Source organism: Allohoeflea poritis, from assembly GCF_027889715.1.
Taxonomy (GTDB): Bacteria; Pseudomonadota; Alphaproteobacteria; order Rhizobiales; family Rhizobiaceae; genus Hoeflea_A; species Hoeflea_A poritis.
In genome coordinates, this window is the sequence record NZ_JAPJZH010000005.1 from 120,922 (window position 1) to 145,661 (window position 24,740).

Annotated in this window: 26 protein-coding genes; 16 read left to right on the forward strand and 10 right to left on the reverse strand. The window is 61.1% G+C overall.

What is annotated here, in order from left to right; genetic code table 11:
- Positions 1-88 precede the first annotated feature (88 nt).
- From OOZ53_RS09870 to OOZ53_RS09885, 4 genes are all read left to right on the forward strand, one after another.
- Positions 89-745, forward strand: a complete 657-nt coding sequence (locus OOZ53_RS09870) for a biosynthetic peptidoglycan transglycosylase (RefSeq protein ID WP_271089541.1) — start codon at positions 89-91, stop codon at positions 743-745.
- A 91-nt stretch (positions 746-836) separates the two neighbouring features.
- Positions 837-1,484, forward strand: a complete 648-nt coding sequence (locus tag OOZ53_RS09875; RefSeq protein ID WP_271089324.1) for a glutathione S-transferase family protein — start codon at positions 837-839, stop codon at positions 1,482-1,484.
- A gap of 162 nt (positions 1,485-1,646) precedes the next feature.
- The gene (gene rpmF / locus OOZ53_RS09880; protein ID WP_271089325.1) at positions 1,647-1,832 is read left to right on the forward strand and encodes a 50S ribosomal protein L32; all 186 of its coding nucleotides are present in this window, start codon (positions 1,647-1,649) and stop codon (positions 1,830-1,832) included.
- A gap of 201 nt (positions 1,833-2,033) precedes the next feature.
- Entirely contained in the window at positions 2,034-2,441 is a 408-nt protein-coding gene (locus OOZ53_RS09885; protein ID WP_271089326.1) for a hypothetical protein, read from the forward strand.
- Positions 2,442-2,474: 33 nt separating this feature from the next.
- On the opposite strand, the gene OOZ53_RS09890 is transcribed toward OOZ53_RS09885, so the two are convergent.
- Positions 2,475-3,644, reverse strand: coding sequence for a M20 aminoacylase family protein (locus OOZ53_RS09890; RefSeq protein ID WP_271089327.1), 1,170 nt, complete (start codon positions 3,642-3,644; stop codon positions 2,475-2,477).
- A gap of 109 nt (positions 3,645-3,753) precedes the next feature.
- On the opposite strand from OOZ53_RS09890, the gene OOZ53_RS09895 reads away from it, so the two are divergent.
- Both OOZ53_RS09895 and OOZ53_RS09900 read left to right on the forward strand, forming a co-directional pair.
- The gene (locus OOZ53_RS09895; protein WP_271089329.1) at positions 3,754-4,908 is read left to right on the forward strand and encodes a D-alanyl-D-alanine carboxypeptidase family protein; all 1,155 of its coding nucleotides are present in this window, start codon (positions 3,754-3,756) and stop codon (positions 4,906-4,908) included.
- 6 nt (positions 4,909-4,914) lie between these two features.
- Positions 4,915-6,009: a CobW family GTP-binding protein gene (locus OOZ53_RS09900; RefSeq protein WP_271089331.1), complete on the forward strand. Its 1,095-nt coding sequence runs from the start codon at positions 4,915-4,917 to the stop codon at positions 6,007-6,009.
- Positions 6,010-6,021: 12 nt separating this feature from the next.
- On the opposite strand, the gene OOZ53_RS09905 is transcribed toward OOZ53_RS09900, so the two are convergent.
- From OOZ53_RS09905 to OOZ53_RS09925, 5 genes are all read right to left on the reverse strand, one after another.
- The gene (locus OOZ53_RS09905; protein WP_271089333.1) at positions 6,022-6,261 is read right to left on the reverse strand and encodes a sulfurtransferase TusA family protein; all 240 of its coding nucleotides are present in this window, start codon (positions 6,259-6,261) and stop codon (positions 6,022-6,024) included.
- A 5-nt stretch (positions 6,262-6,266) separates the two neighbouring features.
- Entirely contained in the window at positions 6,267-7,370 is a 1,104-nt protein-coding gene (locus OOZ53_RS09910) for a L,D-transpeptidase family protein (protein WP_271089334.1), read from the reverse strand.
- 198 nt (positions 7,371-7,568) lie between these two features.
- Positions 7,569-8,522 (reverse strand): acetyl-CoA carboxylase carboxyltransferase subunit alpha, encoded by a 954-nt coding sequence (locus tag OOZ53_RS09915; protein WP_271089335.1) that lies wholly within the window; start codon positions 8,520-8,522, stop codon positions 7,569-7,571.
- Between the two features lie 94 nt (positions 8,523-8,616).
- Complete coding sequence (locus tag OOZ53_RS09920; protein ID WP_271089336.1) at positions 8,617-9,570, reverse strand: site-specific tyrosine recombinase XerD; 954 nt, start codon at positions 9,568-9,570, stop codon at positions 8,617-8,619.
- A 33-nt stretch (positions 9,571-9,603) separates the two neighbouring features.
- The gene (locus OOZ53_RS09925) at positions 9,604-9,750 is read right to left on the reverse strand and encodes a histidine kinase (RefSeq protein WP_271089338.1); all 147 of its coding nucleotides are present in this window, start codon (positions 9,748-9,750) and stop codon (positions 9,604-9,606) included.
- 161 nt (positions 9,751-9,911) lie between these two features.
- On the opposite strand from OOZ53_RS09925, the gene OOZ53_RS09930 reads away from it, so the two are divergent.
- From OOZ53_RS09930 to OOZ53_RS09940, 3 genes are read left to right on the forward strand one after another with little or no spacing between them, the layout of a single operon-like run.
- Positions 9,912-10,496, forward strand: a complete 585-nt coding sequence (locus tag OOZ53_RS09930; protein ID WP_271089340.1) for a shikimate kinase — start codon at positions 9,912-9,914, stop codon at positions 10,494-10,496.
- A 21-nt stretch (positions 10,497-10,517) separates the two neighbouring features.
- On the forward strand, positions 10,518-11,651 hold the full coding sequence (gene aroB / locus OOZ53_RS09935) for a 3-dehydroquinate synthase (RefSeq protein ID WP_271089342.1): 1,134 nt from the start codon (positions 10,518-10,520) through the stop codon (positions 11,649-11,651).
- Positions 11,648-12,928, forward strand: a complete 1,281-nt coding sequence (locus OOZ53_RS09940) for an HlyC/CorC family transporter (protein WP_271089344.1) — start codon at positions 11,648-11,650, stop codon at positions 12,926-12,928. Before aroB ends, OOZ53_RS09940 begins: the two co-directional genes overlap by 4 nt.
- Positions 12,929-12,934: 6 nt before the next feature.
- On the opposite strand, the gene OOZ53_RS09945 is transcribed toward OOZ53_RS09940, so the two are convergent.
- A complete protein-coding gene (locus OOZ53_RS09945) occupies positions 12,935-13,198 on the reverse strand; it encodes a BolA family protein (RefSeq protein ID WP_271089345.1) in 264 nt (87 codons plus the stop codon).
- A gap of 179 nt (positions 13,199-13,377) precedes the next feature.
- Between OOZ53_RS09945 and OOZ53_RS09950 the strand changes: the two genes are divergently transcribed.
- The 4 genes from OOZ53_RS09950 to OOZ53_RS09965 all read left to right on the forward strand — a co-directional run bounded on the left by OOZ53_RS09950 (position 13,378) and on the right by OOZ53_RS09965 (position 18,161).
- On the forward strand, positions 13,378-14,019 hold the full coding sequence (locus OOZ53_RS09950) for a J domain-containing protein (protein ID WP_425499127.1): 642 nt from the start codon (positions 13,378-13,380) through the stop codon (positions 14,017-14,019).
- Positions 14,020-14,245: 226 nt separating this feature from the next.
- Complete coding sequence (gene cobS, locus OOZ53_RS09955; RefSeq protein ID WP_271089346.1) at positions 14,246-15,235, forward strand: cobaltochelatase subunit CobS; 990 nt, start codon at positions 14,246-14,248, stop codon at positions 15,233-15,235.
- 6 nt (positions 15,236-15,241) lie between these two features.
- Positions 15,242-17,134 (forward strand): cobaltochelatase subunit CobT, encoded by a 1,893-nt coding sequence (gene cobT, locus OOZ53_RS09960; RefSeq protein ID WP_271089347.1) that lies wholly within the window; start codon positions 15,242-15,244, stop codon positions 17,132-17,134.
- Positions 17,135-17,162: 28 nt separating this feature from the next.
- On the forward strand, positions 17,163-18,161 hold the full coding sequence (locus OOZ53_RS09965) for an esterase-like activity of phytase family protein (RefSeq protein ID WP_271089349.1): 999 nt from the start codon (positions 17,163-17,165) through the stop codon (positions 18,159-18,161).
- On the opposite strand, the gene OOZ53_RS09970 is transcribed toward OOZ53_RS09965, so the two are convergent.
- Together OOZ53_RS09970 and rpmB are read right to left on the reverse strand one after the other, a co-directional pair.
- Positions 18,158-18,823 carry a queuosine precursor transporter gene (locus OOZ53_RS09970; RefSeq protein WP_271089350.1) on the reverse strand — a complete coding sequence of 222 codons (666 nt, stop codon included), beginning with the start codon at positions 18,821-18,823 and terminating at the stop codon, positions 18,158-18,160. The genes OOZ53_RS09965 and OOZ53_RS09970 overlap by 4 nt on opposite strands.
- A 110-nt stretch (positions 18,824-18,933) precedes the next feature.
- Complete coding sequence (gene rpmB, locus OOZ53_RS09975; protein ID WP_271089351.1) at positions 18,934-19,227, reverse strand: 50S ribosomal protein L28; 294 nt, start codon at positions 19,225-19,227, stop codon at positions 18,934-18,936.
- Between the two features lie 220 nt (positions 19,228-19,447).
- Here rpmB and yddG point away from each other — a divergent pair, with 220 nt between their 5' ends.
- The 3 genes from yddG (at position 19,448) to OOZ53_RS09990 (ending at position 23,860) form a co-directional block, all read left to right on the forward strand.
- Entirely contained in the window at positions 19,448-20,329 is an 882-nt protein-coding gene (yddG, locus tag OOZ53_RS09980; RefSeq protein ID WP_271089352.1) for an aromatic amino acid exporter YddG, read from the forward strand.
- Positions 20,330-20,995 (forward strand): lysoplasmalogenase, encoded by a 666-nt coding sequence (locus OOZ53_RS09985; protein WP_271089353.1) that lies wholly within the window; start codon positions 20,330-20,332, stop codon positions 20,993-20,995.
- Between the two features lie 417 nt (positions 20,996-21,412).
- On the forward strand, positions 21,413-23,860 hold the full coding sequence (locus OOZ53_RS09990; protein ID WP_271089354.1) for a bifunctional diguanylate cyclase/phosphodiesterase: 2,448 nt from the start codon (positions 21,413-21,415) through the stop codon (positions 23,858-23,860).
- 43 nt (positions 23,861-23,903) lie between these two features.
- Here OOZ53_RS09990 and gloB read toward each other — a convergent pair whose 3' ends face one another.
- Positions 23,904-24,674 carry a hydroxyacylglutathione hydrolase gene (gene gloB, locus OOZ53_RS09995; protein WP_271089356.1) on the reverse strand — a complete coding sequence of 257 codons (771 nt, stop codon included), beginning with the start codon at positions 24,672-24,674 and terminating at the stop codon, positions 23,904-23,906.
- Positions 24,675-24,740: the final 66 nt, after the last annotated feature.

The window sequence follows — 24,740 nt, forward strand, 5'->3', positions numbered from 1 at the left end:
GAGATTTGGGCCAATATGCAGCGGGGGTTCCTTGGCGCAGAAAAAACGCAAACTCAAGAAGGGTGCCCGCGCCTCGTCCTGGCGCCGTCTGGCTGTCAGGATCGTGCTGGTGATCGTGCTGGTGCCGCTGATCTTGATGCTGTGCTACAAGCCGTCATTCGTTCATCCGGTTTCGACCGTGATGTTGCGCGATGCCGTGCTGATGCGCGGCTATCAGCGCGAATGGGTGGATTTCGACGATATCGCGCCGGCGCTGGTGCAGTCCGTGCTCATGTCCGAAGACGGGAAATACTGCTTTCATGACGGTGTCGACTGGGGCGCCATCAATCTGGTGATCGACGAGGCGCTGGAGGGCGAGCGGCCGCGCGGCGCCAGCACTATTCCGATGCAGACGGTCAAGAATCTCTTCCTTTGGTCGAGCCGCTCCTATGTGCGCAAGGTGCTTGAGGTGCCGCTGGCCATGGCGGCCGACACGATCTGGTCGAAACGCCGCCTGATGGAGATCTATCTCAACGTTGCGGAATGGGCGCCCGGTGTCTACGGGATCGAAGCGGCGGCGCAGCACTATTACAATGTGCCGGCTGCCCGGCTGACGCGCCGGCAATCCGCCTATCTGGCAGTGACGCTTCCAAATCCCTATCTGCGCCATCCGCGCAAGCCATCACGGGGCATGGTGCGCCTGGCCGGCCTTGCCGAAAGGCGGGCGCTGCAATCGGGCGCATATATCAAATGCCTTTATGATTGAATTGATCCTATTCGTTGGTATTCGGCGGTGCCTGCGGTTTAGTATTCCCTAGCCCGGCAGTCTTTTTACCCACCGCGCAGGAGAAACAGCCATGAGCGAACTTGTCCTTTATATCGGCAACAAGAACTATTCGTCCTGGTCGTTCCGGCCATGGTTCGCGCTGCGGGCGCTGGAGATCGAGTTCAGGGAACAACTGGTTCCCTTCGACATGGCGGCGGGGAACCCGGCATTCTCGGAGTTCTCGCCGACCAACAAGGTCCCGGTGCTCGAGCATGGCCATCTGCGGATCTGGGAATCGCTGGCCATCATGGAGTATCTGAATGATCTGTTCTACACCAAGCATGTGTGGCCGCATGAGCACGACAACCGCGCCCATGCGCGCGCCATCAGTTGCGAGATGCTCAGCGGGTTTTCCGCGCTGCGGTCGGAGTGCCCGATGAACATGCGGCGCGAACCGGCGTCACTGGACGTTTCGGAGGCCGCCAGACGGGATGTCCGACGGATCGAGACGATCTGGCGGGAGTGTCTCGAGCGCCACGGGGGACCGTTTCTTTTCGGCCATTTCACGGCTGCAGATGCGATGTTTGCTCCGGTGGTCAACCGGTTCGACATTTACCGATTGACCACCGACCCGGCGGCGCTTTCCTACATGGACCACATCAAATCGCTGCCGGCCTGGAAAGAATGGGAGGCGGCCGGCCGGGCCGAAAGCTGGATCGTCGAGGAAGACGAAGTTTGATGCGCGACCGGCCCTGCGCCGGATTCGGCAAAAAAATGCGCGCGGGTGCTGGCCAAACGCCGCATAGCCATGTATAAGCCCGCGCAATTTCCGAGATTGACACGTGTCCGTTTCGGCCCGATCCGGCCGAAGAGCACGTATTGCCCGCGAGTGGAGAAGAAAATGGCCGTACCTAAAAGTAAAGTGACCCGCTCGAAACGCGGCATGCGCCGCGCAACCGATGCGCTCAAGGCACCCACCTATGTCGAAGACAAGAACTCAGGCGAACTGCGCCGTCCGCACCATATCGATCTCAAGACCGGCATGTACCGCGGACGCCAGGTGCTGACCAACAAAGACAACGACTGAACTTGTCGACATGACCGAATGCGGAGGCCGGCTTCAAAGCCGGCCTTTCTTTTTGCCGCCCGATATCTTCTGCCATGATTTCGCCGGTAACCATGTTTTACCTAATCGCTCTCGACAGCTGCACGCAGGTTTATGATCTGTGATAGAGCTGATCCAGCACAGATCTGTTCAGATCTTTCGAACCGGGGGCGGTGCGAATTCATGATTGCGGCTATTCCTTTGATGATCTTTCCGCTGATCATCTACAACGCTATGATTTTCGGGCCGTTCGAGGCGGCGGGCACGGCGTGGCTGTCCACGCAGGTGCTCAGCCTGAACATGATCTCGGGCGCGCGCTGGATGATGGAGTATTCGGACCTCCTTATCGTCATCGCGCTGGTTCTGCTGTTCGTCGAGATTCTGAAAGCGACGCGGAGCGGCGGATGGTCGGTGGTCGATCACCTTTTGTCGGCAATCGTCTTCGTGGCGTTTCTGGTCGAATTCCTGCTGGTCAGGGAGGCTGCGACCGATGTCTTCTTCATCCTGACGGTGATCGCCTTCATCGACCTGATCGCCGGATTTTCCGTGTCGATCAAATCGGCGGGGCGCGACGTCTCGATCGGACTTTGAACCCGACAGACGCTCCCGGCCCCGCCTGGTGCGTCAGTTCTTCGTGAGCGCCGTTTCCGCGAGTTTGACCCAATAGGAAATCCCGTAGGGGATGATCTCGTCATTGAAGTCGAAATCGGGATGGTGCAGCGCGGCCGTGTCGCCGTTGCCGATAAAGATGAAGGACCCGGGCCGGGCTTCCAGCATGAAGGAAAAGTCCTCGCCGCCCATGGTCGGCGTCGCCGTCGCATTGACCTTTTCGGATCCCGAGATTTCACCGGCAATCTCGACGGAGAAATCCGTCTGTTCCGGATGGTTGTAGGTGACGGGATAGCCACGCTTGTACTTCACGGTCGCTTCGGCGTTATGCGCATCGGCGATATTGCGGACAATCTGCTCGATCCTCTGCTCGGCCATCGCCCGCAGGTCGGCGTTGAGCGTGCGCACGGTGCCGGCGAGTTCGGCCTCTTCCGGGATAACGTTATAAGCGCTGCCGGCATTGAACTTGGTCACCGAAACGACGATCGAGTCCAGCGGGTTGGCGTTGCGCGAGGCAATCAGCTGCAGGCCGGAGACGATCTGGGCAGCGATGGTGATCGGATCGATTGTCTGGTAGGGCATGGCCGCGTGGCCGCCGCGTCCGCGTACGGTGATGGTGAACTCGTCCGTCGCCGCCATGATCGCGCCGGTGCAGGTGGCGAATTCGCCCGCCGGCAGGCCGGGCATGTTGTGCATGCCGAACACTTCGTCGATCTCGAAGCGCTCCATCATGCCGTCCTTGACCATCGCGTCGCCGCCACCGCCGCCTTCTTCGGCCGGCTGGAAAATGACTGCCACGCTTCCGTCGAAATTGCGTGTCTCGGAGAGATATTTGGCGGCGCCCAGAAGCATGGCGGTGTGGCCGTCATGACCGCAGGCATGCATCTTGCCGTCGACCGTCGAGGACCAGGGTTTTCCCGTGGTCTCCTTGATCGGCAGCGCGTCCATGTCGGCGCGCAATCCGACCACCCTGCCCGTGCCGCCGTTCCTGCCCTTGATCAACGCCACCACGCCGGTGCGCCCGATGCCGGCCACCACTTCGTCGCATCCGAAGGCTTTCAGCTTCTCCTCGACAAAGGCCGCCGTTTCGTGAACGTCATAGAGAAGCTCCGGCCGGGCGTGAAGATGTCGGCGCCATTCAGTGACTTCTGCCTGCAACTCGGCGGCGCGGTTCAATATCGGCATCAACTATACCTCGTTCTTGCTAATGTACTGATCAGATGTATGGCATATAAGGCAGCTTTCGGGTACATACAATTCGTGTCCTTTTCTCCTCTGGGGTTTGAATTCAGCCATGCGCCTTATGACGAGTGTGCCTGCGACGATCTTTGTAATTCTCCTTGCTTTCGCCGTATCGACGGCCGCATCCCGGGCCGCCGGCCCGACGATGGTGGTCGATGTGGAATCCGGAAAAGTGCTTGAGCACAAGGACGCTTTCCAGCGCTGGTATCCGGCTTCGCTCACCAAGCTCATGACGGCCTATGTCGTGTTCCGGCAGGTACAGGCCGGCGCGATCACCATGAACTCACCGGTCACGATCAGCAGCAACGCCACCAAGGCGCCGCCGAGCAAGATGCACTTCAAGGCGGGATCGCAGCTGACGCTCGACCATGCGGTCAAGATCATCATGGTGAAGTCGGCCAATGACGTTTCGATTGCCATCGCCGAGACCATCGCCGGCAGCCACGATTTCTTCGTTGCCATGATGAACAATGAGGCGGCCCGCCTCGGAATGACGGACACGCGCTTCATCAATGCCAATGGTTTGCCGGGCAAGGGGCAACGCACGACAGCGCGCGACATGGCCGTTCTGGGCGTTGCCCTGAAAAGGGAGTTCCCGCAGTACAGTCATTATTTCTCGCTCGAAGCGATCACCACCGGCAAGAAGACCTATACGAACTACAATATCCTGATCGGACGCTTCAGCGGCGCGAACGGCATGAAGACCGGCTTTATCTGCTCGTCCGGGTTCAACCAGGTCTCCTCGGCGACACGCAGGGGGCGGACCGTTGTTTCAGTGGTTCTCGGCGCGATGGACCAGGAGGAAAGGGCCGTCGAATCCGCCCGGCTCCTGCAAAAGGGACTGACCACGCCCGGCCTTGCGAAACCGTCGCTGTATAAACTGCGGCCGTACGGTCAGAACCGGCTGCAGATCGTCGACCTGCGGCCCCAGGTCTGCTCGCAGGAAGCACGCAAGAACCGCAATGACGGGCGCGATGCCAGTGGCCGGCTGACATTGAAGTCGGCCTATATCGCGCCGCTCGGAAGGCAGGCGCGTGCTGCGCGTGTGCGCCTGACGGGCAGCGTGCCCGCAGCGCTGGCTTCGGGCAGGATCCCGGTGCCCAAACCGCGGCCGAATGGTGTCGGCGATATTGATGGCCCGGTCGCGGTGGTGCGCGAAGAGCCGGCCGCCGATGTCCCGGTGCCGAGGGCGCGGCCCAGCCTCTGACCCGAAATGCGCCCGCTTCAACCCATTCCCGTATCTGTGCTGACCGGCTTTCTTGGATCCGGCAAGACGACGCTCTTGAACCGTATCCTGAAAGATCCGAACCTGCGCGATACAGCCGTGATCATCAACGAATTCGGGGACGTGGGCATCGACCATCTTCTCGTCGAGCAATCGAGCGACGGCGTCATCGAACTTTCCGACGGATGCCTGTGCTGCACGGTGCGCGGCGAACTCGTTGACACGCTCGCCGACCTCGTCGACCGGCTGCAGACGGGGCGCATAAAGACGCTGGCCCGGGTGGTGATCGAAACCACCGGTCTCGCCGATCCGGCGCCCGTCCTGCATGCGGTGATGGCGCATCCCGTACTGATGCAGAACTACCGGCTGGACGGTGTGATCACCGCCGTCGATGCGGTCAACGGCGAACACACGCTCGACCAACACGAAGAGGCGATCAAACAGGTGGCCGTTGCCGACAGGATCGTTTTAACCAAAACCGACCTGATCGATCCGGCGTCCAAGGAATTCGCGCTGTTTACGGCGCGGCTGATGCGGCTCAATCCCGGCGCGCCTCAGATTTCCTCGCATGACGAGGACGAAATCGTGGCGAAACTGTTCGACTGCGGGCTCTACGATCCGGCGACGAAGACGGCCGATGTCGCCCGCTGGCTGCGGGACGAGGCCTATCACCCGCGCCATGATCACGCACATGATGTGAACCGCCACGACGCGCGGATCAAGGCCTTCACGCTCAAGCACGACAAGCCGATCGATCCCGGTGCGCTGGAGATGTTCATCGATCTGCTGCGCTCCAGCCAGGGGGAGCAGCTGTTGCGTATGAAAGGGATTGTCGCGCTTGCCGACGATCCCGAAAGGCCTGTTGTCATCCATGGGGTGCAGTCGATATTCCATCCGCCCGCGCGGCTTCCCGGGTGGCCCGACGCGGATCGCACCACACGGCTTGTAGTGATTACCCGTGATCTCGACGAAAGCTATGTCAACCGATTGTTCGCCGCCTTCAGCGGACGCCCGCAGGTCGACACGCCGGACCGGCAGGCGCTGGAAGACAATCCGCTGTCCATTCCGGGGCACAAACTCTGACTCAGAGTTTTTCTAGCGCCTCTTCTCGATCAGGAAATGGTGGCCGCCGTCGACCGTGCGGGTTTCCACCAGCCTGTGGCCGTCTTCGCTGCAGAAATGCGGGATATCGACGACCGCCAGCGGATCGGTGGTCTCAACCCATACAAGCGCGCCGGGCTCGAGCGATACCATTCTTTTTCGGGTCTTGAGGACGGGCAGCGGGCATTTGAGGCCGCGCAGGTCGTAGCGCGCGGCGATGTCGGAGTCGCTCATTGCAGCTACCAGACCCGCCACCAGGATTTCTTGGCGCGGGGTTTTTTCGCTCCGGCGCTGGCGGTATCGGCGGGGGCGGGGATCGGAACGGAGGCGACGCTGTCTGCCTGCGATGCGGGCGGCGGCGGAAGCACGTTCGCCGATGTTGTGTTGGTTGCCGGCTGCGGAAGTGTCGCGGTATTTTCGATATCGCTCTGTTTCTTCTGCGTGCCGGATCCCAGGAGCGTTGCGATGGCAGGCGTCATCTTCTGTTTTTCCAGCTGATTGACGGCCTCGACATAGTCCTTTTCATATTGCTTGGAATGCGCGGCGTAGGCCAGTTGCAGGGATTGCGGCGCCTGTGACGGCGGACAGGCCCGTTGCGCGTGGAATTCGTCGCCTTCTTCCTCCAGCACCTGGTTGAAGACATATCTGCCTTCGCACACATCGACCTTGGGCGGCTGCTTGGTCAGTTCGAAATGATCGTAGCCGACCTTGATCATCTTCCAGTATTCATAGTGCTCGTGGTCACGATGCCGCGCCATGTTCTCGGCCGTCATGCGGAACGGGTAGGCCTGTACCTGAAAGGCTTTCTGACCGCCGCGATGGGCCTCACGCGCAAAGGCGTAGATCTCGATCATCAGTTCGTCGGTCATGGAATAGCAGCCCGCCGAAGAGCAGGCGCCATGGACCATCAGGTGCGAACCGGTGCGCCCGTGGGCACGGTCATAGGCGTTGGGAAAGCCCATGTTGAAAGACAGGTAATAGCTGGAATTGGGATTCATCTGGTAGGGCTTTACATGATAGTAGCCCTCGGGCGCCTGCCGGTCGCCCTCCTTGAATTTCGGACCGAGTTCGCCCGACCACTTGCAGATCTCGTATTCCTTGACCAGCGCGTAGCGGCCGGAGGCTTTCGATTTCCAGACCTCGAGCACGCCCTCTTCCTTGAAGATGCGCATCATGATCGGCGCGCGCACACGCTGATCCTGGGCTTTCATCTTGTTGACCAGTTTCCGGGGAAGCTCGTATTCGGCCTTGTTGTCGACGGATTCAAGCACGTCCTGGCAGCCAGCGAGCGCCAGGGACAAAGCCGATACCGCGATTACCGATTTCCAGCCGATCAGACGCACAGTGCCCCTTTCCCATCCGTGTGGCGCATACGTTCCCGTCCGTTCAAACCTGTCAACGGACCGCATGCCGGTCACATGCCGCAATCAGCGGCAAACACAAACACCCTAAGTCGCCCAAAATATGACCGATATGTTTCCGGAATCTTTACCACAATGACGAATGTGCCGGACTTCACAAATTTGTAAACACGCCTGCCGTCAGAGGTCGCGGCCCATGTCCAGAAACTTCTGCCTGCGGTTGCGCCGCAACATGTCGCCGTCGAGCATGCCGAGTTCGGAAAGCCCCCCGGCGATCGCGTCGCCGGTGGCCGCGATGACGGCGGCCGGGTCGCGATGGGCGCCACCCACCGGTTCCTCGACAATATCGTCGATAACGCCGAGCTGCTTCAGATCCTGGGCGGTGATTTTCATGTTCGCCGCCGCGTCTTTTGCCCGCGTTGCGTCGCGCCACAGGATCGATGCCGCGCCTTCGGGCGAGATAACGCTGTAGATCGCATGTTCCAGCATGTAGATGCGGTTTCCGGTCGCAATGGCGATGGCGCCGCCCGAGCCGCCTTCGCCGATGATCACCGAGACGATCGGCACCCGCACATTCAGGCACATCTCGGTCGAGCGGGCGATGGCCTCGGCCTGGCCGCGCTCCTCGGCGCCGACTCCCGGATAGGCGCCCGAGGTATCGATCAGTGTTATCACCGGCAGATTGAAGCGGTCGGCCATTTCGAGAATGCGCACCGCCTTGCGGTAGCCTTCCGGCCGGGCGCTGCCGAAATTGTGTCGGATACGCGATTTGGTGTCGTTGCCCTTTTCCTGGCCGATGATCGCGACGGCCTCGCCGCGAAAGCGGCCGAGGCCGGCCTGGATCGCCTCGTCATTGGAGAATTTTCGGTCGCCGGCCAGCGGCGTGAATTCCTCGAAAAGCCCTTCCGCATAGTCGCGGAAATGCGGCCTGGCGGGATGGCGCGCCACTTGCGTCTTCTGCCATGGCGTCAGCTTCGAATAAAGATCGGCGAGGGTATCCCTTGCCCGGGCCTCAAGCTTTTCGATCTCGGCCGTGGTGTCGATGATCTCATCCTCACCGGCCAGTTTTTTCAGCTCGTGGATTTTGCCTTCGATATCGGAAAGCGGTTTTTCAAAGTCGAGATAGTTGAGCATCTATATTGTTATCTCGGGCTGTTTGTTGGGCGCGTCGGTTCTCTGGCTAAGAGCCATTGCATCGCAAAGCAAGCAAAAACGCCAGATCGGCGCTCTATGTGCGGTTTTTGTCGGCAATTGCAAGTGGGTGCTTGTCGCTGACCAGACGATGCAGACGTTCTTCGAGGATATGCGTGTAGATCTGTGTGGTGGAGATATCGGAGTGGCCGAGCAGTTCCTGGACCACGCGCAGATCCGCGCCGTTCTGCAGCAGATGGCTGGCGAATGCGTGGCGCAGCACATGCGGCGACAGCAATTTCGCCGATATTCCGCAGCGGGCGGCAAGGCCCTTGAGTTCGCGGGCAAAGACCTGCCGGGACAGATGTCCGCTGGCGCCGCGCGCCGGAAACAGGAAGGGCGAATTCGCCGTTGTCTCCTGCCGGCCGAGAAGCGCCGCATAGCGCGCCAGCGCGTCGCGGGCCGTTGTTGAGAGCGGCACAAGGCGCTCCTTGTTGCCCTTGCCGCGCACGATCAGGAAGCGCTTGTCGTCCTGGCTCGCCACGGAGGCCGGCAGGCTGACGAGTTCGGAAACGCGTATGCCGGTGGCATAAAGCAGCTCGATTAGCGCCAGCAGGCGTGCGCGGCCAAGCTGTTCATCGTTTTCAAGGCCAGCCTCCGCGGCCTCGCTTCTGGCGCGGCCGATCAGCATGCCGACATGTTCGACACTCAGGGATTTCGGCAAGGACATCGGTTTTTTCGGCGAATCGAGCACGCCGGTCGGATCGTCTTCGCGCATGCCCTCGACAAAGAGGAACCGGTAGAACTGGCGCAGGGCCGAAAGGCGGCGCGCCTGGGAACTGGCGGCAAAGCCCCGGTCGGCGATGTCCTGGAGATAGAAGCGCAATGCGTTGCTGTCTGCCGATGCGAGGCTCGCGCCGCCGCCGCTCAGAAACGCATGGGCGTCCTCAAGGTCGTTGCGGTAGGACATCAGCGTGTTGGCGGCGGCGCCCCGTTCGGCGCTCATCATCTCAAGAAAGGCCTCCAGATGCGCGAGGCTCAGATCAGCCATGACGTTCCGCCGTTTGAAAAGCCCGCGCCGGAATCAGTTCGGATTGACCTTTTCCGTCGGTACGCGGATCGTGATCTCCCGTGGCTTGGGATCGACATAAATGGTCAGGGCGAACATGGCGCCATATACCAGGCCGGCTATCACCGCGCAGAACACAAGAAACCGGATCAGGGACGGCATGCCTCATTCCAATGGTTCGATTCGTCTGCCCTTTTATGGGCGAGGCACAGGACCGTTGCAAGGCTGGAATCGGACCATGTTGATAAGAGGCTTAACGGGGCGCTGCTTGACGGGGCGGAAACATTTGTTGATACCGGTCCGATGAAGATGGAAGCGGCCGCATGAACAGCCAGCCGACGGAACCGGGCGGGAACAAGGAGGATAAAGCGCGCGCCTGCCTCGGCAAACGCACGATCGTCTTTGTCGGGCTCATGGGTGCCGGCAAATCGGTGATCGGCAAGCTGACCGCCCAGGCCATGCAGATCCCGTTCGTCGATTCCGATCACGAGATCGAGCAGGTTTCGCGCATGTCGATCGCCGACCTGTTTGCAAGTTACGGCGAGGAGGAATTCCGGGCGCTTGAGGCGCGGGTTATCCGGCGGCTCCTGCGCGACGGGCCGATGGTGCTCTCCACCGGCGGCGGCGCGTTCATGCAGGAGAAAGTGCGCGCCAATATCAAGCGGCGCGGCCTGTCGGTCTGGCTGAAGGCGGATCTCGACGTGCTTTGGGAAAGGGTCCGGCGGCGCGGACATCGCCCGCTGCTCAAAACAGAGGATCCGAAGGCGACGCTGGCCGGGCTTCTCGACAGTCGCTATCCGGTCTATGCACAGGCCGATCTGGTGGTTCAGTCGCGCGACGTGACCAAGGAGACCATCGTCGGCGAAGTGCTGGACGCCATTGTCGGTCACGAGGCAGACGGCCGATAGGAAACGCAAGGGATTGAATGCATGACGAAAGCCGTCGCGGCGCCGGACCGGACCTGTGTAAGGGTCGAGCTTGGCGAGCGTTCCTACGACATCCTGATCGGACCCGGCCTGATTGCGGACGCGGGCGCGCAGATCGCCGCGCGGCTTAACGGGATCAATGCGGCGATCATCAGCGATGAGACCGTGGCGGAGCTGTATCTGCCCATCCTGCGCGAGGGGCTTGCGCGGGAAGGCATCGAAAGCACCGATATCGTGCTGCCTGCAGGCGAGAAGACCAAGAGCTTCGAACATCTGATCGAAGCCGCGCACGGTGTTCTGGAGGCGAGGCTGGAACGCGGCGATGCGGTGATCGCGCTTGGCGGCGGGGTGATCGGTGATCTCGCCGGTTTCGTCGCCAGCGTCGTGCGGCGGGGCATGCGGTTCGTGCAGATCCCCACCTCGCTGCTGGCGCAGGTCGATTCCTCGGTCGGCGGCAAGACGGGCATCAATACCGGCCACGGCAAGAACCTGATCGGCGCCTTCCACCAGCCGGCGCTGGTGCTGGCCGACACGGCTGCGCTCGATACGCTGTCGGAACGCGAGTTCCGGGCCGGTTATGCGGAGGTTGCCAAATACGGCCTGATCGACCGTCCCGATTTCTTCGCCTGGCTCGAAGACAACTGGCCGCAGGTCTTCACCGGCGGGCCGGCGCGTATCGAGGCCATTGCGACAAGCTGCCGGGCCAAGGCCGATGTCGTCGCGGCCGATGAGCGCGAAAACGGCAAACGGGCACTGCTCAATCTCGGCCACACATTCGGCCATGCGCTGGAAGCAGCGGTCGGTTATGACGGGCGCCGGCTGGTGCACGGCGAAGCCGTGGCAATCGGCCTGGTGCTGGCGCATGAGTTTTCGGCGCGGATGAATCTGGCAAGCCCGGACGATGCGCGTCGTGTTGCTGCGCATCTCAAAGCGGTGGGCCTGCCGACCGCGCTGGGCGATATTGACGGTGACCTGCCCGCACCCGATATATTGATGCATCACATTGCGCAGGACAAAAAGGTCAAACGGGGCAAGCTGACATTCGTCCTGACGCGGGGGATCGGACAGTCGTTCATCGCCGATGACGTACCGTCGTCCGAGGTTCTGGGTTTCTTGAAGGAAAAACACCCACAATGATCGCCGAATACTGGCTGACAATACTCGTCATTTTGTTTCTGATCGCGCTGTCCGGGTTCTTTTCGGGATCCGAGACGGCGCTGACCGCGGCATCGCGCGCGCGCATGCACCAGCTCGAGGCGAACGGGCAGAAACGGGCCGGCATCGTGGCGCGCCTGATCGAGCGGCGCGACCGGCTGATTGGCGCTTTGCTGATCGGCAACAACCTGGTCAACATTCTGGCCTCGGCCCTTGCCACCAGCCTTTTCCTCAACCTGTTCGGTGAGGCGGGCGTCGCCTATGCGACCCTTGCCATGACCGTCATGCTGGTGATCTTCGCCGAAGTGCTGCCCAAGAGCTGGGCGATTTCGTCGACCGACCGTTTTGCCCTGACCGTGGCGCCGGTCGTGCGTGTCTTCGTGGCCTTCGTGGGACCGCTGTCCATCGCGGTCAACGCCATCGTGCGCCGGCTTCTCGGCCTGCTCGGCGTGACCCTTTCGACGGAAACCTCGATGCTGTCCGCGCAGGAGGAATTGCGCGGCGCGGTGGCGCTGCTGCACCGGGAAGGTTCGGTCATCAAGGCGGATCGTGACCGGCTTGGCGGCGTGCTGGATCTCGGCGAACTGGAGGTCTCGGACATCATGGTCCACCGCACCGCCATGCGGATGATCAATGCCGACGAGGATCCCGAGACCGCCGTGAAGCAGATCCTGGAAAGCCCCTATACCCGCATGCCCGTGTGGCGCGGAGAAACCGACAACATCATCGGCGTCATTCACGCCAAGGATGTCCTGCGGGCACTCGCCGGTAGCGGCGGCGACAGGCAGACCGTCGATATCGTCAAGACGGCGCAGAAGCCCTGGTTCGTCCCCGATACCACCAATCTGAAGGACCAGCTCAACGCCTTCCTGCGGCGCAAGGCGCATTTCGCCGTCGTGGTCGACGAATATGGCGAGGTCGAAGGGCTGGTGACGCTGGAAGATATCCTTGAGGAAATCGTCGGTGACATCGCCGACGAACACGATCTCGATATCAGGGGCGTGCACCAGGAGGCTGACGGTTCCGTTGTGGTCGACGGCAGCGTACCGATCCGCGATCTCAACCGGGCGCTCGACTGGGATCTGCCGGACGAGGAGGCAACAACGGTCGCCGGCCTGGTGATTCACGAATCGCAAATCATTCCCGAGGAACGTCAGGCATTCACCTATCATGGCATGCGGTTCATCGTGCTCAAGCGCGTCAAGAACCGAATCACCAAGCTGCGCATCCGGCCGCTTTCGGCCGCGAGCGGCGGCTGATCGGCGCTACCAGCGGACTTTCTCGTCGGGCGCGGCCGGTTCGATCGCCAGCGCGTGGACGCCGTCGCGCAGCTCGTCGCCGAGCAATTCGTTGACCGCTCGGTGGCGCGCAATGCGCGGCATGCCGGTGAATGCGGACGAAACAATGCGGACCCTGAAATGGGTTTCGCCGGTGCCGTCGAAACTCTCCTGATGGCCTGCATGCAGGTGACTTTCGTTGATGACCTCCAGCCGCTGCGGCGAAAACGCCTCACGGAGTTTTTTTGTCATGCGTAACTCAATTGAACCGTTTTGCCCTGTCATGACAGCTCTTTCCTGCTATGCTACCGCGCCCCGGACCGAGGCGGATGAATCGCGATCCCGTGCGACTCGGTCCGATCCCGATAATAGGGCAATTTGCGACAAGTCAATTCTTGTTCGCGTTGCCGGCACACATCATAATTGAGCACATGAAACTGGATTCGAAATATTTTGACAGCATTCGTTCGTCCAAACGCAAGGGCAAGGGAAAGGCCGGCGCCAAGGCGAAGGAGGAAACGCCCATCTGCCAGTGGGACGGCTGCGAGAAAAAGGGCGAGTTCCGCGCGCCTGTCGGACGCGATGCGGAGGGAGAATATTTCCTGTTCTGCGCCGAGCATGTGCGCGAATACAACAAGGGCTACAATTATTTCTCCGGATTGTCCGACAGCGAGATCGCCCGCTACCAGAAGGAAGCGCTGACCGGCCATCGGCCGACCTGGACCGTGGGGGTCAACAAGTCGTCGACGGCGCGGCCCAATCCGCAGCAGTCGCAGGCGCGCTCCGGCAGCGCGGCATCCTACGCCAATATGCGCGATCCGTTCCGGCTTTTCGAGGAGCGTCAGGCGGGGCGGCCGCAGCCGCGCAGGCGCAAGCTCAAGACGCTGGAGGCGAAGGCCTTCGACACAATGGGCCTTGCCGCAAATGCGACATCCAACGACATCAAGACCCGCTACAAGGAGCTGGTAAAGCAACACCATCCCGACGCTAATGGCGGCGACCGGGGATCAGAAGACCGGTTTCGCGAGGTGATACAGGCCTACCAATTGCTGAAGCAGTCCGGTTTCTGCTAGGTCGGAAAAATGCTCAAGTTTGAACATCCGACCGCGTTGACCTCGGACATCGATGGGTTTACACCTCGCAGCGGCTCGCCGTGTCAGCAGCCGAATTCGCCGCGGTCAACGGATCAAACCCAAGCATTCCTTGCTCCGGATCATGCCTGCGGATAAACAGCTCACGGACAAAAACGGCGCTCGGATGCGCAAGACGGCTGAACGGAAAGGCCGCGTTGGAGACATGATGAACAAGATTGACCTCGATATTTCCGATCTGCCGGATACGACTGTATCGGTGCGGGAAGCTTTTGATATCGACACCGATCTGACGGTGCCGGCCTATTCGCAGGCCGACGCCTATGTGCCGGATCTCGATCCGGACTACCTCTTCGACCCCGACACGACGCGGGCGATCCTGGCGGGTTTTGCCCATAACCGCCGCGTCATGGTTTCCGGCTATCACGGCACCGGCAAGTCGACCCATATCGAGCAGGTCGCGGCGCGGCTCAACTGGCCCTGCGTGCGCGTCAATCTCGACAGTCATGTCAGCCGTATCGATCTCGTCGGCAAGGATGCGATCGTGCTCAAAGAGGGCCAGCAGGTCACGGAGTTCCGCGACGGCATCCTGCCCTGGGCCTATCAGCACAATGTCGCACTGGTGTTCGACGAATACGATGCCGGCCGGCCCGATGTCATGTTCGTCATTCAGCGGGTGCTGGAATCATCCGGCCGCCTGACGCTGCTCGACCAGAGCCGCGTTATCCGCCCGCATCCGGCGTTCCGCCTGTTTGCCACGGCCAATACAGTCGGCCTCGGCGACACGACCGGTCTCTATCACGGCACACAGCAGATCAACCAGGCGCAGATGGACCGCTGGTCGATCGTGACGACGCTCAACTACCTGCCGCACGACAACGAGGTCAATATCGTGCTTGCCAAGGTCAAGAGCTTCGATACGGAAGAAGGCCGCGACAGGGTGTCCAAGATGGTCCGGGTGGCCGACATGACGCGCGCCGCCTTCATCAATGGCGATCTGTCGACCGTCATGAGCCCGCGAACGGTCATCACCTGGGCCGAGAATGCCGAGATATTCGGCGATCTTGCCTTCGCATTCCAGCTGACCTTCCTGAACAAGTGCGATGAGCTGGAACGTGCCCTGGTGGCCGAACAATATCAGCGCGCCTTTGGCGAGGAGCTCAAGGACAGCGCCGCGAACATCGTCCTGGATTCGTAGGTTCCGATGGCGGGACGCGGTGACAATTCGAGGGCGCCCTCCCGTCCGCCGGTCGATTCCGAGCCGTTCAAGCGCGCTCTGACCGGCTGTGTCCGCTCGATCGCCAATGACCACGAGCTTGAGGTCGTTTTCGCCAATGACCGTCCGGGCGTAGCCGGAGAACGCGCCCGCATACCCGATCTTCCCAAGCGGCCGACGCGCGGCGATATCGATATCACCCGCGGCTTCGGCGATTCCATGGCGCTTCGCAAGGCCTGCCATGACAGCGCGATTCATAACGCCATGGCACCGCAGGGCGAGGATGCGCGGGCGATTTTCGATGCGATCGAACAGGCGCGGGTCGAGGCGATCGGCTCCAACCGCATGGCCGGTGTCGCCGAAAACCTGACAGCCGTCCTGACCGACCGCTGCGCCAAGGCCGGTTACCGCAATGTCACCGACCGCTCGCAGGCGCCGCTGCACGATGCGCTGTCGCTGATGGTGCGCGAGAAACTGACGGGCCAGGCACCCCCGGAAACCGCCGGTCCGGTTCTCGACCTTTGGCGCGAGTTCATCGAAGACAAGGCCGGCGATGACATGACGCATCTGGGCGAAGTGCTGGAGGACCAGCAGAAATTCGCCCGGCTGGTGCGCGACATGCTGGCCCATATGGAGGTCGCCGAGGAATTCGGCGAGGACCCCGAGCAGCAGGATCAGCAGGACAATTCCGACGACGATGACCAACCGCGCTCCGAGGAGGAGAACGATCAGTCTTCGGAAGAAGAAGCCGGATCGGACGCCGCTCCCGCCGAGGAAAACGAATCCGCCGACGAGCAGATGGAAGACGGCGAGATGGACGGCGCCGAGGTCACCGACGAGGACATGCTCGACGATGACAATGAGGACGCCGAAACGCCGGGCGAGACGCGCCGGCCGAACCTGCCCTTCGACGATCTCGGCCAGAAGGTCGACTATGGTGTCTTCACCGAGCAGTTCGACGAGACGGTTGCCGCCGAGGAATTGTGCGAGGAGGCGGAACTGGATCGCCTGCGCGCCTTCCTCGACAAGCAGCTCTCGCATCTGCAGGGCGTTGTCGGGCGGCTCGCCAACCGCCTGCAGCGGCGGCTGATGGCGCAGCAGAACCGGGCCTGGGAGTTCGATCTCGAAGAAGGCTATCTCGATTCGGCGCGGCTGGTGCGGCTCGTCATCGATCCGATGCAGCCGCTGTCCTTCAAGATGGAGCGCGACACCAATTTCCGCGATACGGTCGTCACGCTGCTGATCGACAATTCGGGTTCGATGCGCGGCCGCCCGATCACGGTTGCCGCAACCTGCGCCGACATCCTTGCCCGCACCCTGGAGCGCTGCGGCGTCAAGGTGGAGATCCTCGGCTTTACCACCAAGGCATGGAAAGGCGGGCAGGCGCGCGAGAAATGGCTCGGCGAGGGCAAACCGGCCAATCCCGGCCGGCTCAATGATCTGCGCCATATCATCTATAAATCCGCCGATGCGCCATGGCGGCGGGCGCGGCGCAATCTCGGCCTGATGATGCGCGAGGGGTTGCTGAAGGAAAATATCGACGGCGAGGCGCTGATCTGGGCGCATAACCGGTTGCTCGGACGGCCCGAGCAGCGCCGTATCCTGATGATGATCTCGGACGGTGCGCCGGTCGATGATTCGACGCTTTCGGTCAATCCCGGCAACTATCTCGAACGGCACCTGCGGGCCGTGATTGAAGAGATCGAGACGAAATCGCCGATCGAATTGCTGGCGATCGGCATCGGCCATGACGTGACGCGCTACTATCGCCGCGCGGTGACGATCGTCGATGCCGAGGAGCTTGCGGGCGCGATGACGGAACAGCTTGCGTCGCTGTTCGAGGAGGAATCCGGCGGCGCCATGATGCGCAGGGCCGGGTAGGTAAGGCATTATGGATATCCGGGCTGCAATGGCTCTCGCCGCTGTTCTCGCGGCCGTTCCGGTCTCCGCCGGGGCGAAGGATGAAAAGCTGCATCAGATCTCCGTCGAAGCCACGCAAATACCGAAATTCAAGGTGCGCTCCAACCAGACGGTCTTCGGCGATCTTGAATATCTCGGCGGCATCGAGATTTCTTCGTCGGAAGATATCTTCGGCGGTCTGTCGGCGCTTCGGCTTCTGGGTGATCGCTCCCGGTTCATCGGCGTTCTCGACACGGGCCACTGGATCGCCGGCCGCCTCGAGCGCGACAGTGAGGGGCGTCTGTCGGGGATTGCCGATCTGCGCGCGGCCGCTATGCGCGACAAGGCCGGGCGCGTGATCGAGGCGCGCTGGCGTGCCGATGCCGAAGGGCTTGCGGTTGACGGCGAGGATGTCTTTGTCAGTTTCGAGCGCCGGCACCGGATCGAGCGCTACCGCCTGGACGCTGTGCCGCTGGCCAGCCCGGTTGCCGATGTTCCGCAACCGATCCCGACCCATGAATTCCGCAACAATCGCGGTCTGGAAGCACTGGCCAGGGCACCCGCCGGATCGCCGCTGGACGGCGCGCTGGTCGCGGTAAGCGAGAAGAGCCTCGACAAGAAAGGCGATATCTTCGCGGCGATTGTCACCGGCCCGGAAAAGGGTGTGTTTTTCGTTCGCCGTTATCCGCCTTTCGACGTGACCGACGGCGATTTCCTGCCCAATGGCGACCTGCTGCTGCTGGAGCGGCGTTTTTCCATCGCCGAGGGCGTCGGCATGCGCATCCGCCGCATCGCAGCGGAAGATGTCGCGCCCGGCAAGACCGTGGACGGGCCGGTGCTGATCGAAGCCGATTTCGGTGAGCAGATCGACAATATGGAAAGCCTGGACGTGTTCGAGGCCTCCGATGGCGGAACCCGAATCCTATTGGCGTCGGACGACAATCACTCGATCCTGCAGCGCAATCTCATTCTCGAGTTCGCGCTGGTCGAGGAAGAGAATGCGAACTAGCCGTTCTGCCCGGCCGGACGATGCAGCCGGAACAGCGACAGAAGCACCCGGTAGGGCGCCAGCATCATCAGCGAGACCAGCAGCTTGACGCTGAGGTCGCCGAGCGCCCAGGACATCCAGCGCGGCACTTCCACGGAAAAGAAGCCGACGAGCGGCGCCGCTTCGATGGCGAAGGCATCATTGGCTCCGAGCACGGCGAAGCTGGCCGCGAAGGCAAGCGAGAAGAACAGGACCGTGTCGAGGATCGAGCCGAGCACCGACGAAAGCAGCGGCGCATGCCACCAGTGGGAGTGGCGCAGGCGGTCGAAGATCGAGACATCCAGCAGCTGCGCGACGAGGAATGCCGTGCCGGAGGCGATGGCGATGCGCGGGGTCGCGACATAGACCGAGATGCCGACAGCGAGGACAAAACCGGCCGTTACCACGAGACGCGCCTTTGCCGGGCCGAAATGCCGGTTGGAAAGGTCGGTCACCAGAAAGGCGATCGGATAGGTGAATGCGCCCCAGGTCAGAAGGTCTTCGAGGATGAACGGTCCCAGCGTGTACATGACCGGGAACTGGACGAGATAGTTCGACGCGATGACCACCAGGGTCATGGCAAGCATATAGGGATAGATGCGGGAAATCGCGCCAAAGGCGGTGCGTGCGGATTGAACGAGCATTTTTTTATCCTGGGTGATGCCACCAGCGAGGCCCGAACCGGAAACCGGCCGGCCACAAGAATACGGGCCGAATTGCCGGCCCGCCACTACATAATTTTCACGTCAGCCGTTCAGGCCGCCGTTTCGGCAATCTTCTTGGCAACCTGGCGCTTCAGCAGGCGGGCGCGCATCGAGAGTTCTTTCTCGCTGGCCTTGAGCAGGAACGCGTCGAGACCGCCGCGATGCTCTACCGTACGCAGAGCCGCCGCGGAGACGCGCAGGCGGTAGCGCTGGCCGAGCGCATCGGAGATCAGCGTGACGGCGTGCAGGTTCGGCAGGAACTTGCGGCGCGTCTTGTTGTTCGCGTGGCTCACATTGTTGCCCGACTGGACGGCCTTGCCGGTCAATTCGCAACTGCGGGACATGGGTTTCACCTTCGTGTTTATTGGGCCTTGGGAATACGTCCGCGGTGCCGTGCCCGGCCGCAGCGTCCTGACCTGTCATTGGAAAGTCGCGGTTCTATAGTCTCAGCCGGGGCGTGCGTCAAGTCGGAATGGACTCTTCGCTAGCGTGTCCGCGGCGAATAAGCTAGATAATCCGGCGCCCGGGCCGATCCCGCCCATCAGATCGCGAAAGACGGAATTCATGCAGGCAACGCTGATCGGATTTAGCGCCATCATCATGTGGTCGCTGCTGGCGCTGCTGACGGCGTCGTCGGGCAATGTGCCGCCCTTCCAGCTTGCCGCCATGTGCTTTTCCATCGGCACGGTCATCGGCCTGGTTGCGCTGGCGTTCCGCCCCTCGGGCCTTCGCGCCCTGCGCCAGCCGCTGCCGGTCTGGCTGCTCGGCGTCGGTGGCCTGTTCGGCTATCACTTTCTCTATTTCACGGCGCTGCGCAACGCACCGGCCGTGGAGGCGGGCCTGATCGCCTATCTGTGGCCGCTGCTCATCGTTGTCGGGTCGGCGATGCTGCCGGGAGAACGTCTCGGGTGGCAGCACATCGCCGGCGCATTTGCCGGTCTTGTGGGAACGATCCTGATCGTGTCGCGCAACGGGCTTTCCTTCGACGACCGGTTCGCTTTTGGCTATGGCGCCGCGCTTCTGTGCGCCTTTACATGGTCGGGCTACTCCCTGCTGTCGCGTCGTTTCGGCGCGGTTCCGACCGATGTGGTGACGGGCTTCTGCGCCATGACGGCCGTGCTTTCCCTGGTCTGTCATCTGTTCCTGGAGCAAACCGTGTGGCCGGCCGGAGCCGGGCAGCGGCTGGCGGTCGCCGGGCTCGGCCTGCTGCCTGTCGGCGCGGCTTTCTATGCCTGGGACTACGGTGTCAAGCGGGGCAATATCCAGGTCCTCGGCGCGGCCAGTTATGCGGCGCCGCTGCTTTCGACGCTGATCCTGATTGCAGCCGGCGCAGGACGCCTGGACTGGCGCATTGCCGCCGCCTGCCTGCTGATCACCGGCGGAGCGGCGCTCGCCGCCAAGGATCTCCTGTTCGTGCGCGCGCCGCAAAAACGGACGGAACAGTAGATGCCGATCTTCGAATACGGTATCGACTCGCCGCAACTCGGCAGTCTCCTGTTTTCAGCCGCTGCCGCGTTTCTTTATCTGTTCATGGTCGAAAGACCGCCATCGGCGCGGCGGACCGGCGCCAAGACCTTGTCCGTGGCTCTGCTTGCGGCCCTGTCGGTCATTGTCGGCGGGCCGATCCTGCTGACAGCGGCGCTGCTTTTGTGTGCAGCGGGCGACGCATTCCTTGCGCAAGACGATGAACGGGCCTTTCTGATCGGGTTAGCGGCCTTTCTCGTCGGGCACATTCTATATGCCGTGCTTTTCCTCGGCCTTGGTTCGTCGGAGGTCGTGGTCGCACAGCCCTTGCGGTTCGGGATCGGTGCGGCGATCGTCCTTGCCGCAATGGTTGCTTCGGTGCGCATCATTCCGGCGGCAGGGCCTATGGGGCCAGCCGTTGCTGCCTACATTGCCGTTATCGTCGCCATGGGTCTTTCCGCGCTTTTGATTCCCGGATGGGGTGTTGTTGCCGGTGCGCTGCTCTTCATGGCATCGGATACGGTGCTTGCCGCACAGAAGTTTCTCCTGGGCCCCGAGGACGCGCCGTTCCTTCGTGCGCGTTTCGTGTGGGTCAGCTACTATTTTGCCCAGGTTCTGATCACCCTTTCCACGTTGCAGCTGATCTGACCGGCATCGCGTTTTCGCCGCGGTTCCTGCCCCTTTCGCTTTTCAGATCGGTCGATTGCACGGCACAACAACCACATTTCAGCGGGCAAATCGGACTATCAACTGAGAGTTGCTTTTCGGCTGGTCGCATTATCTTAAGTAAATTCGTTTATTGGTGTTGTGATTGTCGTGACCAGGTACTGATTGCTGAGTATTATTATGCGTTTCTCTCCGGCAACCCGGCGACGTGCCATCGCTTCTATTTTGAAGCCGACCCGTGTTTCTACGGCGATTGCTTTGGTGGTCATCGTGATTTGCGGATACTTCGCGGATATGCTCAATCAGCGGGTTATTGAGCGCCACTTGCGTTCCGAAGTGTTGAGCGAGGCGAACTTAATTCGCACCAAGCTTGAAGGAAACATCAACAGCAATATTCAAATGGTTCGCGGTCTGGTCGCGACCATTGCAACCGAACCCGACATGTCGCAGAACCGGTTTGCTGAACTCGTCGGATCACTTCTGAAAAAACGCTCTCAGTTGCGCAATATCGCCGGCGCCCCGGACCTTGTCATTTCGCTCATGTATCCGCTGGAGGGGAATGAAAAGGCGATCGGTCTCGATTATCGACGCAATCAGGCGCAGCGCGACGCCGCACTGAAAGCACGGGATCTCAATGAGCTGATCCTTGCCGGACCGGTTAACCTGGTGCAGGGCGGTCAGGGGTTCATCGGGCGGCTGCCCGTTTTTATCGATGGTGAGAACGGTGCAAGCACATTCTGGGGCATCGTTTCCGCTGTCGTGGATGTCGAGAAGCTCTACCGTGACAGCGGACTTCTGGACACGAATCTGCCGATTGACATAGCCGTATTCGGAACGGATGGACTCGGCCTGGACGGCGAACAGTTTTACGGTCCCGATCACGTCAGAGATTCTGACCCGGTCAGCGTCGAGATTTCCCTGCCGTGGGGGTCATGGGTGCTGATGGCCACGCCAAAGGACGGGTGGGCCGCGCCAGCGGCAGAAGTCTGGTGGATGCGTCTGGCGATTGTGATTTCCGGCATCCTTATCATGGTTCCAATCCTGGTGACCGGCAGGCTGATCGAGGAAAGACAGCGCCACGCCACGGAAGCCCGCAGAAGCAAGGCCGAACTGATGCGCCTGTCGCGGCGCCTGGAACTGGCGCTCGATGCCTCCAAGGTCGGTGTCTGGGAACTGGATCTTGTCACCAACAAGCTCGTCTGGGATGCCAGGATGAACGAGCTTTACGGCTATCCGGATGATGACGGGGAACGCACATATGAGCATTGGCGCGACGCCCTGCATCCCGATGATGTGGCCAAGGCAGAGCAGGAGTTCAGCAAGGCAATTGACGTCAAGGGACGGTATTACTCGAATTTTCGCGTCAAGCATCCCGGCGGCGGCATCCGCAATATCCGCGCCATTGGCGCGGTCTATGAGGAATCGGACGGCTCATCCCGGATTGTCGGCGTGAACTGGGACGTGACCGCAGATGTTGCGCTCAATGAGGATCTTCGCCGGGCCAAGCAACTGTCAGATGCGCGCAATGCTGAACTGGAAGCGGCCAAGGCTCATATCGAATACAATTCCCTGCATGATCCGCTCACCGACCTTCCGAACCGGCGATACCTGGACAACGAACTGAGCGGAGCCGGCAACTCGTACTCCGCCAATTCGGCCATGTTGCATATCGATCTTGACCGCTTCAAACAGATCAATGACACGCACGGACACAGCGCCGGCGACGCCGTCCTGGTGCATGCTTCGAAAGTTCTGAAATCGAATAGTGCGGAGACCGATTTCGTTGCCCGGATCGGTGGAGACGAATTTGTCATCTTCTGCCGCGCGGCACATAGCAAGGAATACCCGATAGAACTGGCCGAGCGGATCATCGAGGAGATGAAACGTCCCATTTCCCATGACGGGCACCAATGCCGGGTCGGTGTCAGCGTCGGGATCGCACGCAACGAGGAAAACCTCTTCTCTCCACACCAGCTCCTGATCAATGCCGACATCGCATTGTACCGGGCTAAGAATCTCGGCCGCAACCGCTATGAAGTCTTCACGCCTTTGCTGCAGATAGAAACCATCCGCAACAAACGCATTGCAGATGAAATCCTGTACGGCATCGAGCGCAACGAGTTCGTTGCCTATTTCCAGCCGCAGTTCGACGCGCAGTCTCTTGAGCTGGTCGGGGTTGAGGCGCTGGTGCGCTGGCATCACCCGACCGAAGGTCTTCTCGCGCCGGGCTACTTCATGAAAATCGCCGAGGAATTGCATGTCATTTCACAGATCGACAGGTCTGTACTGCTGCAATCGACCCGGCTGTTCAAAATGTGGAAGGCTGCCGGCATGACGCTGCCGAAGGTCTCTGTCAACGTGTCATCAAAGCGGTTGCACGACGAGGGACTGATCGAGGAAATCAAAGGCATCGAATTCGAACCGGGGACCGTATCGTTCGAACTGGTGGAATCCATCTTTCTCGACGATTGCAATGATGTTGTGAAATCGAACATCGATCAGATAAAGAAACTGGGCATCGACATCGAGGTCGATGATTTCGGAACCGGTCACGCGTCGATCGTCAGTCTGCTGCAGTTGAAACCGCGCCGGTTGAAGATCGACAGGCAGTTCGTTGATCCGATCGTCAGTTCGAAAGCGCAGCAGAACCTGGTCGCTTCAATCGTCGATATCGGCCGCTCCTTCAACATCGAAGTGGTTGCCGAAGGCGTGGAGACGATGGAGCATGCAATGATCCTGCGCGACCTGGGTTGCAATATTCTACAAGGCTATGCCTTTGCGCCCGCCATGCCGCCGGACGATCTGATCCGCATGTTGCGGGACCAGAAATTGGCCCATGTGTCCTGACTGACCTTCGCCGGTCCGTCCCGGCCGGGCATGTCCAGCTCGATCAGAATCTGTCCTTGCGATGGCGGATCTCGGTGAAGACCTCGGCGTCCGAGGCGTCAACCATGCCGAGATGCGCGCGGATTGCCGCATCGTCCGGGCGCAGGAATGGATTGGTCGCCTTTTCCAGGCCGAGGGTGGTGGGCAATGTCGCCATGCCGGCATCGCGTAGCCGGGCGATTTCCTCGGCCCGGCGTTCAAGCGCCGCGTTCTGCGGATCGACCGTGACCGCAAAGGCCGCATTGGATGCGGTATATTCGTGCCCGCAATAGACGATCGTGTCGTCAGGAAGGGCGGCAAGGCGCTGCAGCGACATGTGCATCTGTTCGGGAGTGCCCTCGAAAAGGCGGCCGCAACCAAGCGCGAACAGCGTGTCGGCGGCGAAGAGCACGCCGGCTTCCGGCATGTAGTAACAGATATGGCCGAGCGTGTGGCCCGGCGTTTCGATGATTTCGACGCGCAGGTTGCCGAAATGAAAATGGTCACCGTCGGACAGGGCCTCGTCGATGCCGGGTATCCTGGCGGCCTCGGAGGCCGGGCCGAAGACATTGGCGCCGTAGCGTTGCTTCAAGGCCGGAATGGCCTCGACATGGTCAAAATGATGGTGGGTGACAAAGATGTGGTTCAATCCCCAGCCCTTGCTCTCCAGCACGTCGATGATCGGCGCTTCCTCGGGCGCGTCGATGGAGGCTGTCACGCCGGTTTTCGGGTCGTGGACGAGGACGCCGAAATTGTCCTCGCGGCACGGAAACTGCTCGATCTTGATCTCTGCCACTTTTTTCTCCCGGTTTTGTGTGTCGGGTTTTCTACAACAAAGGCTCGCGGTCCGTTAACGTCAATT

Bases quoted from the DNA above. Each gene is read 5' to 3' on its own strand.
- OOZ53_RS09875 (WP_271089324.1), top strand. From the start codon at position 837: ATGAGCGAACTTGTCCTTTATATCGGCAACAAGAACTATTCGTCCTGG.
- rpmF (WP_271089325.1), top strand. From the start codon at position 1,647: ATGGCCGTACCTAAAAGTAAAGTGACCCGCTCGAAACGCGGCATGCGC.
- OOZ53_RS09885 (WP_271089326.1), top strand. From the start codon at position 2,034: ATGATTGCGGCTATTCCTTTGATGATCTTTCCGCTGATCATCTACAAC.
- OOZ53_RS09890 (WP_271089327.1), bottom strand. From the start codon at position 3,644: ATGCCGATATTGAACCGCGCCGCCGAGTTGCAGGCAGAAGTCACTGAA.
- OOZ53_RS09895 (WP_271089329.1), top strand. From the start codon at position 3,754: ATGCGCCTTATGACGAGTGTGCCTGCGACGATCTTTGTAATTCTCCTT.
- OOZ53_RS09900 (WP_271089331.1), top strand. From the start codon at position 4,915: ATGCGCCCGCTTCAACCCATTCCCGTATCTGTGCTGACCGGCTTTCTT.
- OOZ53_RS09905 (WP_271089333.1), bottom strand. From the start codon at position 6,261: ATGAGCGACTCCGACATCGCCGCGCGCTACGACCTGCGCGGCCTCAAA.
- OOZ53_RS09915 (WP_271089335.1), bottom strand. From the start codon at position 8,522: ATGCTCAACTATCTCGACTTTGAAAAACCGCTTTCCGATATCGAAGGC.
- OOZ53_RS09920 (WP_271089336.1), bottom strand. From the start codon at position 9,570: ATGGCTGATCTGAGCCTCGCGCATCTGGAGGCCTTTCTTGAGATGATG.
- OOZ53_RS09925 (WP_271089338.1), bottom strand. From the start codon at position 9,750: ATGCCGTCCCTGATCCGGTTTCTTGTGTTCTGCGCGGTGATAGCCGGC.
- OOZ53_RS09930 (WP_271089340.1), top strand. From the start codon at position 9,912: ATGAACAGCCAGCCGACGGAACCGGGCGGGAACAAGGAGGATAAAGCG.
- aroB (WP_271089342.1), top strand. From the start codon at position 10,518: ATGACGAAAGCCGTCGCGGCGCCGGACCGGACCTGTGTAAGGGTCGAG.
- OOZ53_RS09940 (WP_271089344.1), top strand. From the start codon at position 11,648: ATGATCGCCGAATACTGGCTGACAATACTCGTCATTTTGTTTCTGATC.
- OOZ53_RS09945 (WP_271089345.1), bottom strand. From the start codon at position 13,198: ATGACAAAAAAACTCCGTGAGGCGTTTTCGCCGCAGCGGCTGGAGGTC.
- OOZ53_RS09950 (WP_425499127.1), top strand. From the start codon at position 13,378: ATGAAACTGGATTCGAAATATTTTGACAGCATTCGTTCGTCCAAACGC.
- cobS (WP_271089346.1), top strand. From the start codon at position 14,246: ATGAACAAGATTGACCTCGATATTTCCGATCTGCCGGATACGACTGTA.
- cobT (WP_271089347.1), top strand. From the start codon at position 15,242: ATGGCGGGACGCGGTGACAATTCGAGGGCGCCCTCCCGTCCGCCGGTC.
- OOZ53_RS09965 (WP_271089349.1), top strand. From the start codon at position 17,163: ATGGCTCTCGCCGCTGTTCTCGCGGCCGTTCCGGTCTCCGCCGGGGCG.
- OOZ53_RS09970 (WP_271089350.1), bottom strand. From the start codon at position 18,823: ATGCTCGTTCAATCCGCACGCACCGCCTTTGGCGCGATTTCCCGCATC.
- rpmB (WP_271089351.1), bottom strand. From the start codon at position 19,227: ATGTCCCGCAGTTGCGAATTGACCGGCAAGGCCGTCCAGTCGGGCAAC.
- yddG (WP_271089352.1), top strand. From the start codon at position 19,448: ATGCAGGCAACGCTGATCGGATTTAGCGCCATCATCATGTGGTCGCTG.
- OOZ53_RS09985 (WP_271089353.1), top strand. From the start codon at position 20,330: ATGCCGATCTTCGAATACGGTATCGACTCGCCGCAACTCGGCAGTCTC.
- OOZ53_RS09990 (WP_271089354.1), top strand. From the start codon at position 21,413: ATGGTTCGCGGTCTGGTCGCGACCATTGCAACCGAACCCGACATGTCG.